This window comes from Archangium sp. (assembly GCF_045802675.1).
GTDB lineage: Bacteria > Myxococcota > Myxococcia > Myxococcales > Myxococcaceae > Archangium.
This window is the reverse complement of the sequence record NZ_JBJMQO010000015.1, coordinates 19,168-39,252: the sequence shown is the minus strand read 5'-3', so window position 1 is coordinate 39,252 and position 20,085 is coordinate 19,168. Positions and strand designations below refer to the sequence as shown.

15 protein-coding genes are annotated in these 20,085 nt (G+C 71.1%); 10 read left to right on the top strand and 5 right to left on the bottom strand.

From position 1 onward, the window contains the following. Positions 1-89 precede the first annotated feature (89 nt). The 4 genes from ACJ8AN_RS03330 (at position 90) to ACJ8AN_RS03315 (ending at position 4,886) form a co-directional block, all read left to right on the top strand. Complete coding sequence (locus ACJ8AN_RS03330; RefSeq protein ID WP_407753740.1) at positions 90-1,844, top strand: hypothetical protein; 1,755 nt, start codon at positions 90-92, stop codon at positions 1,842-1,844. Positions 1,845-1,888: 44 nt separating this feature from the next. Next, the gene (locus ACJ8AN_RS03325; RefSeq protein ID WP_407753739.1) at positions 1,889-3,190 is read left to right on the top strand and encodes an adenylate/guanylate cyclase domain-containing protein; all 1,302 of its coding nucleotides are present in this window, start codon (positions 1,889-1,891) and stop codon (positions 3,188-3,190) included. Between the two features lie 172 nt (positions 3,191-3,362). Continuing rightward, positions 3,363-4,193, top strand: coding sequence for an alpha/beta fold hydrolase (locus ACJ8AN_RS03320; RefSeq protein WP_407753738.1), 831 nt, complete (start codon positions 3,363-3,365; stop codon positions 4,191-4,193). Between the two features lie 60 nt (positions 4,194-4,253). After that, positions 4,254-4,886: a TetR/AcrR family transcriptional regulator gene (locus ACJ8AN_RS03315; RefSeq protein WP_407753737.1), complete on the top strand. Its 633-nt coding sequence runs from the start codon at positions 4,254-4,256 to the stop codon at positions 4,884-4,886. Here ACJ8AN_RS03315 and ACJ8AN_RS03310 read toward each other — a convergent pair. Together ACJ8AN_RS03310 and ACJ8AN_RS03305 are read right to left on the bottom strand one after the other, a co-directional pair. Next, a complete protein-coding gene (locus tag ACJ8AN_RS03310; RefSeq protein WP_407753736.1) occupies positions 4,850-9,697 on the bottom strand; it encodes a CHAT domain-containing protein in 4,848 nt (1,615 codons plus the stop codon). The two genes, ACJ8AN_RS03315 and ACJ8AN_RS03310, sit on opposite strands and share 37 nt — an antisense overlap. Positions 9,698-9,935: 238 nt before the next feature. After that, positions 9,936-11,786, bottom strand: coding sequence for a glycoside hydrolase family 15 protein (locus ACJ8AN_RS03305; protein WP_407753735.1), 1,851 nt, complete (start codon positions 11,784-11,786; stop codon positions 9,936-9,938). Between the two features lie 158 nt (positions 11,787-11,944). Between ACJ8AN_RS03305 and ACJ8AN_RS03300 the strand changes: the two genes are divergently transcribed. Continuing rightward, positions 11,945-12,769 carry a class I SAM-dependent methyltransferase gene (locus ACJ8AN_RS03300; protein WP_407753734.1) on the top strand — a complete coding sequence of 275 codons (825 nt, stop codon included), beginning with the start codon at positions 11,945-11,947 and terminating at the stop codon, positions 12,767-12,769. Between the two features lie 12 nt (positions 12,770-12,781). Here ACJ8AN_RS03300 and ACJ8AN_RS03295 read toward each other — a convergent pair whose 3' ends face one another. Further along, positions 12,782-13,108: a hypothetical protein gene (locus tag ACJ8AN_RS03295; RefSeq protein ID WP_407753733.1), complete on the bottom strand. Its 327-nt coding sequence runs from the start codon at positions 13,106-13,108 to the stop codon at positions 12,782-12,784. A 182-nt stretch (positions 13,109-13,290) separates the two neighbouring features. Here ACJ8AN_RS03295 and ACJ8AN_RS03290 point away from each other — a divergent pair, with 182 nt between their 5' ends. Continuing rightward, positions 13,291-14,844, top strand: coding sequence for a hypothetical protein (locus ACJ8AN_RS03290; RefSeq protein WP_407753732.1), 1,554 nt, complete (start codon positions 13,291-13,293; stop codon positions 14,842-14,844). Positions 14,845-14,886: 42 nt separating this feature from the next. Here the strand turns inward: ACJ8AN_RS03290 and ACJ8AN_RS03285 are convergent, their stop codons facing one another. After that, positions 14,887-15,156 carry a helix-turn-helix domain-containing protein gene (locus tag ACJ8AN_RS03285; protein WP_407753731.1) on the bottom strand — a complete coding sequence of 90 codons (270 nt, stop codon included), beginning with the start codon at positions 15,154-15,156 and terminating at the stop codon, positions 14,887-14,889. Between ACJ8AN_RS03285 and ACJ8AN_RS03280 the strand changes: the two genes are divergently transcribed. Continuing rightward, a complete protein-coding gene (locus ACJ8AN_RS03280) occupies positions 15,143-15,247 on the top strand; it encodes a hypothetical protein (protein ID WP_407753730.1) in 105 nt (34 codons plus the stop codon). The two genes, ACJ8AN_RS03285 and ACJ8AN_RS03280, sit on opposite strands and share 14 nt — an antisense overlap. A 21-nt stretch (positions 15,248-15,268) precedes the next feature. Here ACJ8AN_RS03280 and ACJ8AN_RS03275 read toward each other — a convergent pair whose 3' ends face one another. Next, positions 15,269-15,691 (bottom strand): helix-turn-helix domain-containing protein, encoded by a 423-nt coding sequence (locus tag ACJ8AN_RS03275; protein WP_407753729.1) that lies wholly within the window; start codon positions 15,689-15,691, stop codon positions 15,269-15,271. A 75-nt stretch (positions 15,692-15,766) separates the two neighbouring features. On the opposite strand from ACJ8AN_RS03275, the gene ACJ8AN_RS03270 reads away from it, so the two are divergent. From ACJ8AN_RS03270 to ACJ8AN_RS03260, 3 genes are all read left to right on the top strand, one after another. After that, on the top strand, positions 15,767-16,621 hold the full coding sequence (locus ACJ8AN_RS03270; RefSeq protein ID WP_407753728.1) for a class I SAM-dependent methyltransferase: 855 nt from the start codon (positions 15,767-15,769) through the stop codon (positions 16,619-16,621). A 946-nt stretch (positions 16,622-17,567) separates the two neighbouring features. Further along, complete coding sequence (locus ACJ8AN_RS03265) at positions 17,568-18,509, top strand: DUF6310 domain-containing protein (protein WP_407753727.1); 942 nt, start codon at positions 17,568-17,570, stop codon at positions 18,507-18,509. Then, complete coding sequence (locus tag ACJ8AN_RS03260; protein ID WP_407753726.1) at positions 18,506-19,261, top strand: DUF5953 family protein; 756 nt, start codon at positions 18,506-18,508, stop codon at positions 19,259-19,261. Before ACJ8AN_RS03265 ends, ACJ8AN_RS03260 begins: the two co-directional genes overlap by 4 nt. The last annotated feature ends 824 nt before the right edge of the window (positions 19,262-20,085 follow it).

Sequence of the window (20,085 nt, the reverse complement as noted above, 5' to 3'; positions counted from 1 at the left end):
GCAGCGCCCCGTCCGGGGGCGCGGACAGGAACCAGCCGAGCGGCCTCGGGTGGCCGCGCCCCACTGCGGAGGTCATATTCTCCTCACCTATGTCTGGAGTCGACCTGTCCCAGTCCCCGTCGGAGAAGTTGCCGCTCCACGTCTTCCGCGAGGCCGTCGAGGCCCGCCTGGAGGCCTGCTCCATCGAGGAGCTGCGCTCCATCCTCCGCTCCCTCGCCGGCCGCATTCGCCCCTCCGAGCGGCTCGCCTTCCTCCAATCCCTCCACGCTCCCCCGGACTCCGAGGCCCCACCTCCGCACGCGCTGCTCGACGACATCTCCGACCTCGCCCACGCCCTCCCCGAGAAGGCGAAGGAATGGGAGGACTTCTGGCCCGAGACCGACCCGCTCGGCCCGTACGCGGAGCTCCTCGAGCCCCTCTCCTCCCTCTTCATCCGCGCCCAGGAGGCCTCCGAGCGTGGGCAGTCCGCGCTCGCGCGCAATGCCTACCACGCCCTCTTCTCCCTCCTCGAATTCGAGGACCCGCGCGGCCAGGGCCTCCGCGCCGAGCACCTCTCCCAAGTCGACTTCCCCGAGGCCCGCGCCCGCTACCTCCGCGCCGTCTACCTCACCACCCCGCCCGAGCAGCGCGCTCCCGTCCTCCTCCAGCAGCTGCGCCGCGTCCGCTCGCTCCTCCCCCGCGGACCCCGGCCCCTCGTGCAGGAGTGGCTCGACATCTCCTCCGAGCCCCTCCCCGACTTCGACCTCTTCCTGCGCGACCACGTCGCCCTCCTCCGCGAGCGGAACGATCCGGACGCCGACGTCTGGTTGCGCGAGGCCATCCGCCTCTCCCAGGGCACCCGTGGGCTGCGCGCGCTCGCCTTCTCCGAGCCTGGCCGCCACCCTCGCGCCTTCTTGGATCTCCTCACCGCGCTCGAGCGCGAGGGCACTCCCCAGGACGTCCTCACCACCGCCCGCGAGGCCCTCGCCATCCTCCCCTCCGGCCTCCCCCTGCGCGCCGCCATCGCCGGCTTCCTCGCCTCGGCCGCCGGGCGGCTCGGCCAGCCCGACACCGTGCGCGCCGCGCGCTGGGAGGCCTTCGTCTCCCAACCCACCCTCCCGCGGCTGCTCGACCTCCGCGACGCCCTCCCCTCCGAGCCCGAGCGCGCCCAGGTCCTCCGCGAGGCCGCCCGCCACCTCGAGAGTGCCCTCCAGAAACCCCGCGCGCCCTCGGGCTCCATGGCCGCGCTGCCCGGTGCCGACGACAGGCTCGAGGCCCCCGCGCATGCCGACCACCGGCTGCTCGCTCAGGCCTGGCTGCTCGCCCATGAGTGGGAGCCCGCCCAGGCGCTCGCCGCGAAGGAGAGCGCGCTCGGGTGGACGTATGGCGACAACCCCCAGGGCCTCGTGGTGCCGGCCTTCCTCGTGCTCCTCTCCCGTCAGCCGCTCGAGCTGCTGCCGCGCAACGTGGACCGGCTCTGGCATCAGGCGCTCGAGTCCGGGGCCCAGGCCGGCGACTGGTACTCGGGCGAGGCGCGCCATGACGAGGCCCTCCGCGAGCGGCTCGCGCGCGCGTATGCCGGGGCGCTCCCCGCCCTCGAGCTGGAGCCCCCGGAGCGCGAGCGCCTGGTGGAGTGGTGTCTGGAGGTGGCTCGCAAGCGCGTCAGCTCCATCGTCAGCCGCCAGCACCGGCGCAGCTACGGCAAGGCCGCGGTGCTGCTCGCCGCGTGTGCCGAGATCCTCTGGCTGCTCGGTGAGCAGGCGCGCGGCAACCTCCTGCTCGCCGGCTTCCGGGAGAGCTTCCGCCGCCACCGCGCCTTCCAGGCCGAGCTCGACGAGGCCGTGGGCTCGGCGCCTCCCCGCTGACAAGGGGGCACTTCCCGGCTCCAGGCGCTATCCTCGCCCCGCCCATGCGCGCCCCTCCCCGCCGTTCCCGTCCCACCGTCCCCCACGGGTTCGACGCCCTCTACGCCGAGACCGTGCTGCACATGGAGTCGCGCGTCGCCCAGGTGGCCACCACCGCTGGCGTCCTCGCCACCGCGCTGGTGCTCGCCTCTCTCGCCGCCGGCTCGCCCATCCCCCGCGTCATCCTCGCCGTCACCGTCGGCTTCTTCCTCTGGTACGCCTGCGTCGTGCTGCTCATGCGCACCGGCCGCTTCCGCCCGTGGATGCGCTATGCCTCCTCGCTCGTGGACGTGTCCGTGGGCACCCTGGTGGGCCTCTTGGACTTGCACGTCAACGGCCCCTCCTTCGCCGTGTCCGCCGGGGGCCCCGCGCTCTACGCCGTGGGCGTCGCCATGGCCACGCCCCGGCTCCAGCCCCGCCTGTGTCTCTTCGCCGGCCTGGCCGCCGCGGCCCAGCTCGTCGCGCTCGTGCAGTTCGTCCTGCGTCCCGCCGCCTCGCCCGGGCTGCTCGCCTCGGGCGCCTACGATTTCTACGTCACGCTGGCCAAGGCCATCTTCCTCGTCACCATCGGCGTGCTCGGCATGGTGGCCAGCCGCTCCATGCGCTCGCTGCTGTTGCGGCTCACCGAGAGCGCCGTGGAGCGCGAGCGGGTGCGGGGCCTCTTCGGCATGCACGTGAGCGAGCAGGTCGTGGAGCACCTGCTCTCCGGCCGCATGCCCGAGGGCGGCGAGCGCCGCGCCGTCACGCTCTGCTTCACCGACATCCGCGGCTTCACCCGCCTCTCCGAGTCCCAGCCCCCGGAGGAGACGCTGCGCCTGCTCAACCTCTACTTCGGGCGCATGTGCGGAATCGTCGAGGCGCACGGGGGCCTGGTGAACAAGTTCCTCGGGGACGGGATGTTGATTGTCTTTGGCGCGCCCACGCACCAGCCGGACGATGCGCGCAGGGCCCTGGCCGCCGCGCGCGAGATGCTCGCCGAGGCCGCGCGCATGCGCGAGGAGGGCGAGTTCCCCGGCCTGCGCATCGGCGTGGGGCTGCACCGCGGCGAGGCCGTGGTGGGCAACGTGGGCGGCGCCCAGCGCCAGGAGTACACCGTCATCGGCGACGCGGTGAACACCGCCTCGCGCGTGCAGGATCTCACCCAGGTGCTCGACCGGCCGCTGCTGCTCACCCGCGAGTGCCGCGAGGCGCTCGGCGAGGACGCCACCTCCGACCTCGAGCCGCTCGGCGCCCATGCCGTGAAGGGCCGGGTGCGGCAGCTGGAGCTCTTCGGCCTGCCCGGATCCGGCTCGCTCCAGGCCGCCTGAGGCCCCGCGGGCGCACGGGGGCGTTGCCGCGTGGACACCTGACGCGCGCAGTGACGGGCAGAGGACGCCGGCACCGCACCGCCGTCCTCTGTCCTCGAGGAGCCCTTCTGGCGCATGAGTCGCCCGCTGGTGGCGCGAGGAATGACTCCAGGGCCGCCGGGGGGGAAGACACATGGCCGAGACGCGCGTGGGTGGGGCTCGCATCCGTTATGACGACGTGGGGTTGGGGGAGCCCGCGTTGCTCTTCATCCCCGGCTGGTGCACCAGCCGCCAGGTGTTCCGCAAGCTCGCCCCCTGGTGCTCGACGATCCACCGCGCGCTCGTGGTGGACCTGCCCGGCCACGGGGAGTCCGGCATGCCCGGCCCCGACTTCGACAACGCCGCCGTGGTGGACACCTTGCGCGCCGTCATCGACGCGAGCGGCGCGCGCCAGGTGGTGCCCGTGGCCCTCTCCCATGGCGGCTGGTGGGCGATGGAGCTGCGGCGTCAGCTCGGCGCGCGGGTGCCCGCGCTCGTGTTGCTGGACTGGCTCGTGTTGGACCCGCCTCCGCCCTTCCTCCAGGCGGTGCGCACCCTGCGGACCTCCCAGTGGAAGCAGGCCCGCGACGGCCTCTTCTCCATGTGGCTGCACGGGGTGGACTCGCCCGACGTCACCCGCTTCGTGCGCGAGGACATGGGCTCCTTCGGCGAGGACATGTGGAAGCGCGCCGGGCGGGAAATCGAGACGGTGTACGCCCGCCACCACAGCCCGCTGGAGGCGCTCGCCACCCTCTCGCCCCCCGTGCCCACCCTCCACCTCTACTCCCAGCCCGGCGACACCGGCTGGTTGGAGGCCCAACGCTCGTTCGCCTCCTCGCACCCCTGGTTCCAGGTGCAGCGGCTCCCCGCGCACAGCCACTTCCCCCTGCTGGAGGTGCCCGAGGAGATGGCGGTGCGCATCGGCCGCTTCCTCGAAGCCCCCCTCGCGACCCGTCCTGGTGGGTTGGCCCCCCCGCCCCCTTGATTCCACACCCCTCGGGCGGTTAGTTAGTTAGCACTAGCTAACCAATCAGTGGGCGGAGTCATGGGGCGTCCCCGACAGGTCCTGGACGAAGACATTCTCGCGGTGGCACGCGCCTGTTTCATTGAGCACGGAGCCTCGGTGAGCACGGAGACGATCGCCGCGCGCCTGGGGGTGTCCGGGCCGGCGTTGCTCAAGCGCTTCGGCAGCAAGCGGGAGCTGCTCAAGGCGGCGTTCGGCATGGGCAAGACGCCGCCGTGGCTGGAGCTGGTGCAGCGGGGCCCGGACGAGCGCGAGCTGACGGTGCAGGTGCGCGAGGTGGCCGGCGTCATCGACGCCTTCTTCCGGGAGATGGTGCCGGCCTTCTCGGTGCTGCGCGAGGCGAACATCACCCCCGAGGAGTGGCGGGGCTCGAACCCGGACTCGCCTCCGCCGGCGCGCACCTACGAGGCGATGGCGGGCTGGTTCCGCCGGGCGCAGGAGCAGGGGCGCGTGCGCGAGGGAGACCCGAGCGTGATGGCCGGCATGTTCCTGGCCAGCCTCCAGTACCGCTACTTCCTCGCCCACATCACCAACAAGGCCGTGCCTCCGCAGGAAGAGGACCCCTGGGTGGACAGCGTGGTGGACACCTTCTGGCGCGGGGTGGCGCCGGAGCCCGCTCAGCGGGACGCGCTCCGGCGGAAGCCCCGCTCGTAGCCGGTGCGGGACTCCTCGGGCGTCTCCAGGAGGTAGCGCTGGCGCTGCTCCGGCAGCAGGCAGCCCGGCGCCATCTCGCGCAGCAGGGCCTGCAGGCGCCCCGTGCCCACCGTCCACAGGTAGAGCGTCTGCTCCATGCTCAGCAGAATGCGTGAGCTGTCCGGGCTGAACTCCGCGGCGCCCACCTCGGCCGCGTGCACCAGGGTGAGCAGGGGCTCGCCAGGGCCGTCCGTGCCCCACAGCCGCACCGCCCCGTCCTCGGAGAGCGAGAGCACCCGCTGCCCGTCCGGGCTGAAGATGTAGCGCGTGCGGCCTCCGGGGATGAAGAGCTCGACGAGCGGCGCGCCCCCGACGTCCGCGCGCCACACCCGCGCGGTGCCCTCCTGCGAGGCGGTGAGCACCCGGCGCCCGTCCGGGCTGAAGGCCACGAGCTCCACCCGGCTGCCATCTCCCTTGAGCACCACGGGCCGGCCCGTGCCATCCGCCCGCCACAGCCGCACCGTCCCCTCGCGCGAGCGCGTGAGCACCCGCTGCGCGTCCGGGCTGAACGACGCGAGCTCCACCTCGTCCTCGGGGCCCGTGAGCACCACCGGCTCCTCGGCCCCGTCCGACGGCCACACCCGCACCACCCCGTCCTCGGCCACCGTCACCACCCACTGCCCGTCCGCGCTCAGCTCCGCGCACCGCACCCCGCCCTCGTGGTCCCAGAACACCACCGGCCGGCCCGTGCCGTCCGCCCGCCACAGGCGCGCCGTCCCGTCCTGCGACTTGGAGAGCACCCACTGCCCGTCCGGGCTGAACTCGGCGGCCCACACCTCGTCCTCGTGGCCGCGCAGCAGCAGGGGCTCGCCGGTGCCATCCGCGCGCAGCACCCGCACCGTGCCCTCCTTCGAGCGCACCAGCACCCGCTGCCCGTCCGGGCTCAGCTCCGCGGCCCACAGCACCGTCGAGTAGCCCGGCAGCTCCAGGGGCTCGCCCGTGCCATCCGCCCGCCAGATGCGCGCCACCCCGTCCCGGGAGGCCGACACCACCCACTCGCCGTCCGGGCTGAAGGCGCCGGAGCCCACCTCGCCCTCGCGCTCGAAGAGCACCCCGGGCGCGCCCGGGCCCTCCACCAGCCACACCCGCACCACCCCCTCCGCCGAGGCCGTCAGCACCCGCTGCCCGTCCGGGCTGAACTCGGCCGACCACACGCCGCCCTCGTGATTGGGCAGCAGCAGCGTGCGGCCCGTGCCGTCCAGCCACCACACCCGCGCCGTCCCGTCCTCCGAGGCCGTCAGCACCCGCTGCCCGTCCGTGCTGTACCCGGCGAACCACACGCCGCCCTCATGGCCCTCGAGCACCAGCGCATCCTCGCCGCCGTCGGCCGGCCAGATGCGCGCCGTCCCGTCTCCCGAGGCGGTGAGCACCCACTGCCCCTCCGGGCTGAAGGCCACGGACCAGACGCCGCCCGCGTGGCCCGCGAGCATGAGGGGCTCGCCCTTGCCGTCCGCGCGCCAGATGCGCGCCGTGCCGTCCTCCGAGGCCGTCACCACCCGCCGCCCATCCGGGCTGAACGCCGCCGCGGTGACTCCGGCCGCGTGCCCCGCGAGCACCACGGGCTCCCCGGCCCCATCCACCCGCCACACCCGCGCCGTCAAGTCCTCCGAGGCCGTGAGCACCCACTGCCCGTCCGCGCTGAACTCGGCGCACCGCACGCCCATGGCGTGGCCCCAGAGCACCACCGGCTTGCCCTTGCCGTCCGCGCGCCACACCCGCGCCATGCCGTCCTCGGAGGCCGTCACCACGTGCTGCCCGTCCGCGCTGAACACCGCCGTGCGCACCCCGGCCTCGTGGCCCCGCAGCATGACGGGCTCCTCGCTCCCATCCACCCGCGTGACGCGCACCGTGCCGTCCTCGGAGACGATGAGCACGTGCTGCCCGTCCGGGCTGAGCTCGGTGGGCCACACCCGCTCCTCGTGGCCGCCGAGCTCCAGCGGCGCCTGGCTCCCGTCCGCCCGCCACATGCGCACCCGCCCCTCCTGCGACGTGGTGAGCACCCACTGCCCGTCCGCGCTCAGCTCCGCGGCCCACACCCCGCCCTCGTGCCCCGCGAGCACCACCGGCGCTCCGGTGCCGTCCGCCCGCCACACCCGCGCCGTCCCGTCCTCCGAGCCCGTCACCACCCACCGGCCATCCGCGCTGAACTCGGCGAGGTCCACCCGGCCCTCGTGGCCCATGAGCGTCACCGGCTCGCCGCCCCCGCGCTGAAGCACCTCGAGCGCCGTCTGGTGCCACTCGGGCGTGCGCTCCGGCTCCGTCACCTCGCGCAGCACGAGCGCCGCCAGCGCCGGGTCCCCATCCATCAACCGGTGGGCCTGGAGCACGCGCGCCACCTCGAGCGCCACGCGCCAGCGCTCCGCCTCGCCCCGCTTGCCCCGCGCCTCCGTCTCCCACGCCCGCGCCTCCACCTCGCGGCCCTTGGACTCGCGCTCGCGCTCGTCCCGGGCCCAGCGCGACAGCCGCTCCCACCGGCGCCCCAGCACCTCGTGCGCCACGCGCAGCCACGACTCCGGCTCCCCGTCCCCGCTCACCCCCACCAGCCGGCGCCGCACCAGCTTCGCCACCACCGCGTCGAAGGCCACCGCGGCCTCCTCCGCCTCCGGGCGCGCCTCCTTCAGCGTCACGCGCCGCGCGCGCGGGTTGCCCTCGTCGGTGAGGTCCACCAGGCGCGCGAGCAGCTGTCGGGCCTGCTGCCGCTCGGCCTCGGACAGCTCCGCGTAGAGCGCGTCCCCCGAGCGGGCCAGCGCCCCCGCCACTCCACCGAGCTCCTCGTAGGCCGTGCGCGTCAGCACGCGCCCCGTGCGCCGCTCCCACAGCCTGTCCAGCACGTGCTCGAGCAGCGGCAGCGCCCCGGGCTCCGCGTCCACGTCCCGGCAGAGCACCTCCACCAGCTCCGGCTCCAGCGCCAGCCCCACCTGGCGCGCGGGCGCCTCGAGGCTCTCCGCGAGCGGCGCGCCCCGCAGCGGCCCCACGAAGAGCCGGTGCGCGCCTCCGCACACCACCTCGTCCAGCCGGGCGCCCTGGGGCTCCACGCGCACCTCCGCGCAGCGCGCGAGCGCCTCCAGCCGCAGCGCGCCCACCACCACCACCCGCAGCTCCGGGGTGTGCGCGAGCTTCCACAGCGCCCGCACGAAGGCCTCGCGCTCGCGCGCCGAGGGCACCTCGGTGAAGAGCTCCTCGAGCGGGTCCACCGACACGAGCAACCAGCGCTCCGGCCGGGCCCGGCGCAGCACCCGCGCCTCCTGGACCACCTCGGCGACGGTGGCCGCGCGCGGCGGGGACAGGTCGTCCGGACGGTGCACGGCGACGAGCAGCTCCCGCAGCCGGCCGAGCGAGCCGAAGCGGCCCGGGCCCTCGGCGGCGAGCATGCGCACGGTGCCGGCCTCGCCCGGGCGCAGGGACACCACGTCCCACGGCTCGGCGGTCTCCTCGAGCAGCCGGGGCACCAGTCCCGCCCGCACCAGCGAGGACTTGCCGCTGCCCGAGGCGCCCACCACCACCTGGAAGCGCGAGCCCCAGCCCACCTTCGCCGCGCGCACGCGCAGCACCAGCTCGCGCTCCAGCTCGCCGCGCCCGAAGAAGAAGCGGCGGTGCTCGGGCTCGAAGGGCAGGAGGCCCCGGTAGGGACGCGGAGACAGAGGACGCAGGCCGGGGCCGGGCCCGGTGCGCGCGTAGAGCTGCAGCGAGGCCCAATCCATGAGGCCCGCCTCGCGCAGCCGCGAGCGCGCCGCCACGAGCGCGGCCTCCAGGGTGCCGGGGGCCTCCAGGGGCGCCCGGGGCGAGCCGGGCACGCCGAGCAGCGCGCCGTACAGCGACTCGGCGAGCGCGAGGCAGCCCTCGGTGGACAGGCGCAGCCGCGAGGCCACCACGGCGGACAGCCCCGCGCGGTGGAGCGCATGGGCCACGCCGCCCAGGTGGTTGCCCAACCGCTCGTGGCCGCCCTGGCAGGCGCACAGCACCACCAGCCGCAGCGAGCCCGCGTACGGCCCCAGCACCTCGCCCAGCCGCTGCGCGTCGACGAAGCTCTTGGAGAGGCCCGGCGTGTCGCCGTCCATCATCAACCCGTCCACGTCCAGCTTCTGCCCCGCGTGGCAGAGCAGGTGCAGGGCGCTGATGGGCTCGCGGGCCTCGCGCGAGCGCTCCAGCTCCTGGGCGAGCGAGCGCAGCGACACGTGCGCGAGCACATCCCGCTCGGGGTCGAAGGGGTAGGCGCCCCGGCGGCAGGTTTCGCGCAGGGTACGCAGCTGGGCGGAGGCCGGCACCTCCCCGCCCGCGGAGGACCAGGCGAAGAGGACGCGCCCCTCGGAGGTGGAGGGCTCGGCGGGCCGGGGCTCCTCGAGGCCGGGCCACTCGTAGTGCAGGGAGCAGCCCTTCTGCTGGGTGAAGTGCTGGCCCGAGTCGCGCAGGGTGAGCAGCTCCCACGGCAGCGAGTACAGCTCGGCGGCGGCGGCGCGCACCGTGAGGTGGACCTCGCGCTCCTCGCGCAGGGCCTGGTTGAGCTCGGCCTCGTCGCGGGCCCAGTCGAGCCCCTCGAGGAAGCGGCGCAGCTCGTGGCCCAGGCGCTGGATGAGGCCGAGGTCCAGGTCCCTGCGCTCCAGACGTGTCAGGTCATCGAGCAGGCCCTGGCTCCACGGAAAGGTGGCACCGCGGAACGAGCCATCCGCCCGCCGCCGCAGGTACTCCTGTTTCTCGAAGAGGAAGGCGCTGGGGTCGGAGGTGCTGTCCTTGCGCAGCAACTCCAACGTCAGCACGAGGGGCTCGTTCCGCACGGCGGCAGCTTATCAGCCGCGAGCCCACTCCAGGGGTCGGGCATGTGGACACCCGGACGGGCCCCGGCAGGCAGGCGCCTTTCCGAAAGGAACAGGAGGACGGGAAGAGTCGCGTGGGGCCGTGCTGGAGGCAGCGGGAAAATCGGGGCCCTCGGCCGCCGGGGAGGCGAGCGGGCGGGTGGCTTGTCTCCGCGTGGAACGAGGACACACCGGGTGCGGGTGCCCGGCCCTGCCTCCCTCAGTCCCGGTGGCCCAGCGTCCGGTCGAGGTTGTAGGCCGCGCTGATGAGGGACAGGTGGGTGAGGGCCTGGGGGAAGTTGCCGAGCGCCTCGCCCGAGGGCCCCGTCTGCTCGGCGAACAGGCCGAGGTGGTTGGCATAGCCGAGCATCCGCTCGAAGGTGAGGCGTGCCTCGTCGAGCAGGTCCGGCCGCGTCACGCTCGCGCGCGTCATGGCCTCCACGAGCCAGAAGGTGCACAGGTTGAAGGTGCCCTCGCGCCCCGGCACGCCATCGCGCGTCGCCTCGACGTCGTAGCGGAACACCAGCCCGTCCGAGGTGAGCCCGCCCTGCACGGGCGGCTTACGGAGGAGGTCCAGCGTGGAGAGCATCCGCGGGTCCACCGGCGAGAGGAAGAACACCAGCGGCATGAGCAGGTTCGCCGCGTCGAGCGCCATGGTCTCGTAGGACTGGATGAAGGCGCCGCGCCGGGAGCACCAGCCCCGGTCCATGATCTCCTCGAAGATGGCGTCGCGCGTCTTCAGCCAGCGCGCGCGGTCCGCCGGCAAGCTGCGCTTGTCCGCGAGGCGGATGGCCCGGTCCACCGCCACCCAGCACATCATCTTCGAGTACACGAAGTGCTGCTTGCCCGCGCGCACCTCCCAGATGCTCTCGTCCTGCTCGCGCCAGTGCTCGCAGACCCAGTCCACCAGCCGCCGCAGGTGCCGCCAGAAGTCATACGAGATGGGCGCGCCGTATTTGTTGTACAGGTACACCGAGTCCATCAGCTCGCCGTAGATGTCGAGCTGGAGCTGATGCGCCGCCCCGTTGCCCACGCGCACCGGCCGCGAGCCCAGGGCGCCCGCCAGGTGCCACAGCTCCTGCTCCTGGGGCACCTCGCCGCCATCGAGCGCGTACATGAGGGGAAGGGGCTCGTCCGGGGGCAGCGCGGCGATGCGCTTCTCCAACCAGCGCATGAAGGCACCGGCCTCGTCGCGGAAGCCGATGCGCAGGAGCGCGTACACGGTGAAGGCCGCGTCGCGAATCCAGACATAGCGATAGTCCCAGTTGCGCGAGCCACCGGGGTACTCGGGGAGGCTGCACGTGGGCGAGGCGACGATGGCGCCCGAGGGCTCGAACGTCATCAGCTTGAGCACCAGCGCCGAGCGGTGCACCGTCTCGCGCCAGCGCCCGGTGTAGCTGCAGCGGGCCAGCCAGTGGCGCCAGTAGTCCACCGTCGAGCGGAACAGCACCTCCGAGGCCTCGTGCCCCATCACCCGGTCATGACAGGACTCGGGAGCGCCCTCGCGCAGGGTGAACACGGCGGACTGGCCCTCGCCGAGCGAGAAGCGCGAGGTGAGCCGCCGTCCATCCGTCTCCAGCTTCACCTGCGTGGCGAGCGTGAGCGTCAGCGACTCGGACAGGAGACTCGCCCCGCCGTGGATGAGGCGCACCGAGTGCTCGTCCCGCCCGTAGTTGAAGGCGGGCACGCACTCCATGAGGAAGGACATGTGCCCACGCACCACGCGCACACGGCGCACCACCTCGCGGATGTGCTCGCCCTTGCCGATGGGCATGAAGTCGATGAGCTCGCCCACGCCTTCCGGGGAGTAGAAGCGCGTCACCAGCACGTTGGTGTCGGGCCAGTAGAACTGCTTGCGCACCACGCGCTCGCCATCCTGGGCGGGGTGGATGCGGAAGTGGCCGCCCTTCTCCCGGTCCAACAGCGCCCCGAAGACGCTCGGGCTGTCGAAGTGGGGGAAGCACAGCCAGTCCAACGTGCCGTCCGTCGCCACGAGCGCCACGGTGCGTAGGTCCCCGATGACGCCATGGTCCTCGATGGCTGGCGCCCGCGACGTCTTGTCCCCGTCCATACGCTCCTCTGGCAGGAGTGAGTCGTTCAGGAGTTGTATGGATTCGCGAGGCGCCGCACGCCAGCCCCGGGCGCCCATGAAGGACGAGGGAGCGCTCGGATGCTTGACCGGGGGGAGGGGGATTGCTTCGCTCCCCGGGCCGAGAAAGGGAGGCGACCATGGCGGAGCAGAAGGTTCGTCTGACGAAGGAGAAGGAGACGTACCTCGCCACGCTGTATGGCAAGGCGCTCGACGCCAAGGCCGAGCATCCCATTCTCGGAGACCGGTTCGCGGCGGACGCCGTCGCGCGCATCGACTACGACTTCAAGGCCTTGAAGCTCCCGAACGGTGCGGACATCACCCTGCCGATACGGGCCCGGCACTTCGACCAGTGGACGCGGGCCTTCCTCGCCGCGAATCCCGAGTCGACGGTGCTGCACCTCGGCTGCGGCCTCGACACCCGCGTGTACCGAATCAACCCGGGGCCGAAGGTCCGCTGGTACGACGTCGACTTCCCCGACGTCATCGCCCTGCGCGAGCAGCTCTATCCGGAGCGCGAAGGCTACCGCCGCATTGGCTCCTCGGTGACGGAGCTCTCCTGGCTCGATGCCATCCCCGGAGACACGCCGGTGTTCGTCATCGCCGAGGGCCTGCTGATGTACCTGCACGAGCAGGACGGGACGGCGTTGCTCCGGCGCATCACCGGGCAGTTCCCGAGCGGGCAGCTCGCCTTCGACGGCTACAGCGGGGGGATGACGCGCCTGGTCTCCCGTCTCGCGACGGTGCGTGGCGCGAAGGTCAAGCTCGTGTGGGGAGTCGATGATCCGCACGACCTCGAGAAGCAGGTGCCCAAGCTCCGCCTCGTCGAGGACGTCCCCTTCCTCACGATGCCCGACGTGGTGAGCGGGCTGGCCAGGAACGGGCTCTCCCGGGCGATGCACGGGATGATGGGCCGGCTGCCCTTCTACCGGCACCTGGTCCGCCACCTGCGCTACGAGTTCTAGGAGCGCAGGGCCTCAGTCCATCTCGCCCAGGTCGAACGCGGTGGTGCCGGTGTGGTGCTTGCGCGGGGTGAGCTGGTGCTCGTCGCGCAGGAGGTTCTCGTAGAAGGGCAGGTGTTCGCCGGTGCGGTGCTTGCGCAGCGCGCGGATGGTCTCGTGCTCCGTGGTGTTGCTGTAGCGGTGCTTCTTGTGCCCCGACTCATAGGCCTGGAGCTGCAGCACCAGCTTCAGCGGATAGCGGTTCTGCAGGACATGGATGAGCTCGTGCCCGTACACGATGAAGGCCGGTGCGGGGATGGGGTACTGCTCGCTCGAGTCATTGCGCTGCGTGCTGTCGCGCAACCCGGATCGCAGGCTGAGCTTCGAGCCCCGTCCGTCCCCCTTGCCCGCGAGCCCGGCTCGGGTTCGCTGAGCATGTAGTCCTCGCCGTGGCCGTCCTCCTGATATTTGGTCAGCTCCTCATTGGAGCTCCCTTCAGTTGGGCGCCAGATTGCAGGGGTCAACGCTGGCCTATGCTGGCCGGCATGAAAACCGGATTCGCGCGGAAGCAGCGCTCGCAGCAGCCCGAGGCCCAGGAGAAGCACCTCTGGGTGCCGGAGCTGGAAACGCAAGAGGAGCGCCGGGGCTGGTTCGCCGCGGTCCGGGAGTTGCTCGAGTCCCGCTCGCACTTCGACTATCCCTCCACGTACAAGTTCGACATCCGCGCGCCCTGGCCGCAGCCCTCGCCGGTGGACCCGGAGCGCATGCCTCCCGCGGTCCTCCATGTCCCCCCCGCCGAGGTCCGCGAGTTCCTCCGCACCGTGGTGCGGCGCTACGTCCGGACCCTCGGCACGGAGTGGCCCCTGGCCCTGCGCCATGCCCTCGGGAACGAGGTATTGGCGCCGTTGCCGGACGCGGAGTTCTCCCGGCTGCTCGGGGACACCCCGTTCAGCCGGTTCCTCAATCCGACGCTGGATGCGCCGGACCAGCACGCCTTCGCCTCGCTCCTGCGCGAGCCTCGGCCGGGCCAGACGCTCTACAAGGCCGACTTCTCGGCCATGGGCCAGGTGAAGACACTGCCCGGCATCCACGTGGCCCCCACCGTGAGCCTCTTCTCGCGCGACGCCTCCGGGCAGTTGGTGCCGCTGGCCATCCGCATCCGAGAGCTCGTGCTCACCCCCCGGGACGGGGACGCCTGGGAGCTGGCGAAATACTTCGTGCTCCAGGGCGCGGTGCACGAGCTCATCCTCGTCGTGCATCCGCGCGTCCACCTGCCCATGGACACCGTCAATGCCATCTCACGCACGGCTTTGCCTCGCACGCACGTGCTCGCCCGGCTGCTGGAGCCCCACCGCTACATGCAGTTGCCCCTGGACTTCGCGGTGCTCCACGTCGAGCGCTCGGTGGCCCACAACCACCAGCGCGAGCTCTACGGAGGGCTGCCCGGAGACCGCCGCAGCAACCTCGGGCTCATGGCCATCGGGTACTCGGGCATCGAGGGCAACAGCTCCTATCCGCCCTACCGCTTCTCCTTCGGGCCGCCCACCATCCACTCCCCCTATGGCCCCTTCCTGCGCGCGTATTACGAGGTCATCCTCGCGTTCGTCTCGAAGGTGGTCCGGCACGTCTCCGCGGGCGACCCGGACGTGAAGCGCTGGGCGGATGCCATCGCCTCGTTCATCTCCGGGTTCCCCAACGGCCAGGACATCTTCACCGGCAACCACCTCGCCGAGGCCGTGAGCACCTTCATCCACACCGTCTCGGTGGCGCACTCGGCGGACCACTTCGCGTACTCGCAAGAGCCCATGAACGTCGCGCCGCTGCGCCTGCGTGTGCCTCCGCCCTCGTCGAAGCGGATGGAGCCGCTCGACCGCTCCCGGCTCGTCTGGCGGCGGGACGCGTTCCGGCACTGGATGGCCAAGCGAATGTACTTCGACACCGGCACGCTGAAGCGACTCGTGGACGTCGAGTATGGCTTTGGCGTTCCCGAGCTGGAGACGGAGGCGGCTGGCTTCCGGGAGGAGCTGCGCCGGCTCGACCGCGAGCTGCCGCGCCGGTACATCCCCCTGGAGGAGATCGCCAGCAGCATCCAGTTCTGAGGCGGCCTCGCCGCTCCGTGCTCAGCCCTCGCGGACGCGGCGCTACGACTCGGCCTCGCGGACACTCGAGCGCGTGCGCCGTGCGCGCGGCGTCTCCCCCGTCTCGCGGCGGAAGATGCGCCGGAACGCGGCCGGGTCGGCGTAACCGACGCGCACCGAGACATCGTCGACCGGCTGGTGTGTCGTCTCGAGCAGGTGCACCGCCTGGGCGACCCGCAGCGGTTGTGCGAAGCGTTGGGGCGAGATGCCCAGCCCCTTCGCGACAGTGCTGCACCTCGGCTGCGGACTCGATACCCGCGTGTATCGAATCAACCCGGGGCCGAAGGTCCGCTGGTACGACGTGGACTTGCCCTTCTACCGGCACCTGGTCCGTCACCTGCGCTACGAGTTCCCGGGGGCATGAGCAGGACGGGTTCCACGGTGACTACGGAGCCCTCTTCCTTCGCGCTCCCATCGCTCCAGACGCGGCGGCCCGCACGAGGCGGCGGAAGGTGGGGCATTCCAGGTGGCTGGGCGCGGGGCAGGCGGCGGCGTGCCGGAGGCCGTCGCGCATGGCGCTGAGCTCGCGGATCCTCCTGTCCAGCTCCTCCGCCTTGGCCGCGAGCCTCTGCCGGTCGATGCGCGGCCGCCCGTCCGGCGCGAACATCAGGGCGATCTCATCGAGCGAGAAGCCGGCGGCGCGCCCCAGCGCGATCAGCGCCAGCCGTTCCAGCACGCCGGAATCGAACAGACGGCGCAGGCCCCGCCTGCCGGTCGAGGCGATCAGCCCCTTTTCCTCATAGAACCGCAGCGTCGAGGCAGGAACGCCGGACCGCCGCGCCACCTCGGTGATGTCCAGGTCTCTCACCCGCTTGACCTCAAGTCGACTTGAAGTGGCACGGTACGGCTTTCGATTCTCGAAGGCACTCAAAAGGAGACGCTCATGAATGTCGCGCGCCAGACCGATGACGAGCAGACGAAGCTGTGGAATGGCCGCGCCGGACGCGCCTGGGTCGACGCGCAGGAGTTGCTCGACCCGATGTTCAAGCCGCTGGAAGACCTGCTCGTCGAAGCGGTCGTCGCCGGCTCCGGGCGCCGGGTGCTCGACGTCGGCTGCGGTACGGGCAGCACGACGCTCGCCGCGGCGCGGGTGCTCGGCGCGAAGGGCCACTGCATCGGCATCGACATTTCGGATCCGATGATCACCGCCGCCCGGGCCCGCGCCGAACGGGAAGGCGCGCCGGCAAGCTTCATCCGCGCCAACGCGCAAGACCACGCCTTCGAGCCCGCGAGCTTCGACATGATCATTTCGCGCTTCGGCGTCATGTTCTTCGACGACTTCGTCCAGGCCTTCGCGAACCTGAGGCGTGCCGCGAAGGACGGTGCCGAATTGCGGTTCATCGCCTGGCGGAGTCCTTCGGAAAATCCGTTCATGACGACGGCCGAGCGCGCCGCGGCACCGCTCCTGCCGAACCTCCCCGCCCGCCGGCCGGACGCGCCGGGGCAATTCGCCTTCGCGGACCAGCACCGGGTCCACCGCATTCTGGAGGAAAGCGGCTGGGCCGGGATCGACCTCCAGCCGATCGATGTGGCCTGCACCCTGCCCGAGAAGGAGTTGGTCCGTTACCTGACCCGGCTCGGTCCCCTCGGCGTGATTCTTCACGAGGCGGACGACCGGACTCGCACCGAGGTCATCGAAACGGTCCGCGCCGCTTTCGAGCCCTATGTGCACGGAGCGGAGGTCCGCTTTACCGCTGCCTGCTGGAGGGTCGGCGCCCGAGCGCCGTCCGCGCCGTGAGGAGGAGCGCGACATCCCAAGCCGGCCCGGACCAACCGACCAGGGCACGCAGTACAACCTCGGTAGCCTTCGGCTTGCGCTGCCGTGAGGCCAACGTACGCCCTTCCATGGGCAGCGTCGGGGATATGCCTACGACACCGCCATGAATGTGGAGGCGGCGGGAATCGAACCCGCGCCGAGCGGTGCGAAACCTCTAGCAGAATCGCGCCCTTAACTCGCAACCGCCCGGAATGCTTCAGAGTCGATATCCCGCCGCATCCCGTTTCATCCCGTCCTGTTCCAGCCCGTTCCGCAGGCTCCTGCGACATACGTGCAACATGGCGGGGGCTGCCCACCTCCCGCCGCTAGACCGTCCTGGGCTGTGAGGCTCGCCGCTCCCGTGGCCGTCCTGAACGTGCAGTTCGCTCCCGCTGCCGGGTTCCTGTGCCGGAGCTGCTGCGGCAGGGCATCGGCTCTAACGGCTATGAGGGCTCAACCGGGGCGATGCCGGAGAGGCCAGTCGAGGCGTGCGCCGCCAGCATCTTTCCAGCCACTGGCAAGAGATCCCTGTTCCGGCACTGTCTGCGAGCGCGCGCCCACTGGCACGGCTAGCGCACTGGGAGCCATCCAGAGGACCGAGCAGAGGCTGCCCTGCTCATCCCTTCCACCAGACCCGAGCCGCCGCAGCCGCCTCCCTGATGCCCTCTAGCGCGTCCCAGGTTCACGCCTCACCGTCCCACCGGCCCGGGGAGGCTGGGGCGTGCAAGCTCGCGCTGTGGGGCCTGCACCGTGCCCGAGCATGGGCTGCGCGCTGCGTTGGTGCTCACCATGGCCCGAACTGCGGCTGCTGCATCCTGGCTCCCTGCCGCTCCCCTCGCGTGCGTTCGTGGCTGTCGGGGCGCGCCGTCATACTCCGGGCGGCCCCGCCAGGACCCTTTAGGTACTAGCTCAAATGGAGGACCCAGCCGTGTGTCTCCGAGCGTGCATCGCACTTCTGCTCTTTCTCTCCGCCTGTACGACGACACCGCCCACCCCAAGAGTGCCAGCGGCCCGGGACCCGAGGCTCGCCAACCTCCAGCGAGCGGCGACGCTGCCCTGGACGGATGGGGGACGGTGCGCCGTACAGGAGGCTTCCGAGCCCTGGCCCGTGCTGGCGGAGCGGTGCTTTCATGCCCTGGACCATGACCGGATCGAGTTTCACGACCTCAAGGGACAATGCGCGGTCGCCTCGGCGGGTGCCGCTGCCGTGGGGCTCGGGGTCTGCGTCCTCGCGGCGCCAGAGATCGTCGTGGGGGCTGTGATCGTCGCGGGCGTGGTGGTGGTGGGCTTCGCCATCAAAGAAGCGTTGGATACCTACGCGGAGAAGAGGGGCCGTCCCCAGGTAAGGCCCGCGCCTGAAACGCGGCCCGTGCCTGAAGTGAAGCCCGTGCCTGTAACGAAGCCCGCCCCGCAGAAACCCTCACCGAAAAAAAGGCCCAAGCCGGAGCCAACTGGGCCGGATTTCCCTCCCATTGGGCCAGTCGAAATCACGGAGCGAGACCGCCGCTGGTGCGAGCCCATCCCGGAACCGCACGCGGGCGAGGATGACGCGCATAACAAGTGCGCTGATCAGTTTCCGCCCAACCGTTATCCCGGAATGGATGTGCTCGTGGCCGGTGTGAGCTTCGATGCACTGCAAGTCGGCGTGCGTGTGCTGTGGGAAATCAAGACCCATCGATTTGACACATATCCTGATTTTATCCAAAAGCGGGAGATTGAGAAGGAAATCAAGCAATTGGACAAGCAACGAAAAGCTGCGCGAGACTGCGGATATGACTTCGTCGTTGGGGTTAGCACGGAAGAACACAAAGAAGCGCTGGAGTTCCAGGCACCCGAACTCAAGATCGTCGTAACGGGGTGCAAACGATGACTACGCGAAAGAAACTCGGCATTATCGTTTATGCGCCTGCACTGGTGGGCAACGACCGACGCACGCTCGCTATTGTCCAGGAAATGGAACGGGCGCTCCCGGGTTTGCGCATGGAGTGGGAGGTTTCTGAAGATGGGCGCCTCAACGCATTGCCGCAGCGCGACGCGTGGCTCGTAGAAAGGATTGAGGACGGGGGATTCCCTCTCGTGTGCAACGGGGACGAGAGGTACCCCGTGACAGTTTGGGGAAGGGGAACATCGGGACTCTTCAGCCCAGGCGGTCAGGCCCAGTTTGAAGTGCATGCAGAGTTGCCGCTGGATGCCGTTGGCCTCTCAGCGGCGGCGGATGTGCTTGAAGCCATGGCAGAGGCCGCGCGTGCGCTGTGGGGGCATGCGACACCGTTCCGCGCGGGGGTGGAGATCGCACGGCAAACAATGGATCCGGTGCATAAGCCAGGGGTTCCTCCCCGGGGGCTGCCCGCCCTCAAGCTCCCAGAGAAAATCCCCGCGCCTGAGATTCCAGCTCGCCTCGGGTGGCTGAACTACTGGTCGGCTGCCGCCGCACGGACCATCGGCTTCCCCGACCCGGCCCGCGACGCGGAGCTGCTGTCGCGCTCACGGCGCACCGCGACGGGCGGGTGGGTCGTCCGGCTCACCGAGGCGCTGCTCGACCTGGACGACCTCGCCCACCTGGACGCGCTCAAACGGGCCTACGAGCGCTTCCCGGAGATTGGCGGGCGCGCAGCCCCTTGAGACTCGGCAGCCCGGACACGCGCAGAGAGGCGGTCGGGGTTCTCGACCGGCCCTCTGCGCCCGCGTGCGACATACGTGCAACACGGATGGAGGACGCTGCTAACCACCCGTAAGCACGGCGTAAAAAAGTGGAGGCGGCGGGAATCGAAGCCGCCGCTTGGAGCCTCCGCGGTGGCGGAGCCAGGGCCGACGGAGGAGAGCCCTTCCTTGGCCGCAACGGTGGAGGAGCCGACGAAGGAGCGGACGCCGCGACTGGATTGGGCTGGGCCACTGCGCAGAACGTTCGCGTTGGACGTCTTCGCGTGCGTCAGGTGTGGGGGCAGGCGGCGAGCAGCGGAGAAACGGGCCGGAAACGAGGCCACGGAGGTGCTGGTCTGATCTGGCCCAAGTGGATCAGCATGGGCGCTCTTGAGGTGGATGTATTTCTTTGACACCTAATCAGGGATGTGACACATCGGCTCCTCCACTTTGAATGAGGAGAGCAAGGAAATGAAAATGGCAATCAAGGCAACAGGCTCCGCGCTGCTGGTAATGACAATGCTGGCGGCTGGGTGCGGAGGGCGCGACGTCCCCGTGAATGAGAAGTCCAATGTCGCAACCCGGGTGGATGGGCTGACCTGCACCGAGAACGGGGTCTCGCCAGAGCTCGCAGCGCTGTCCGGGGGCCCGTACCAGAACTGTCAGGGCGGCGATATTCCACGGAGCGAGCTTCAGTCCGGTACCCAGTCTGTGAGTGGGTGCTGCGGTGATCTCCTCCGAACCTGCAAGGTCACGGGCTATTCGACCCTGAATACACTCACCTGCTATACCTATGATGGGACCTG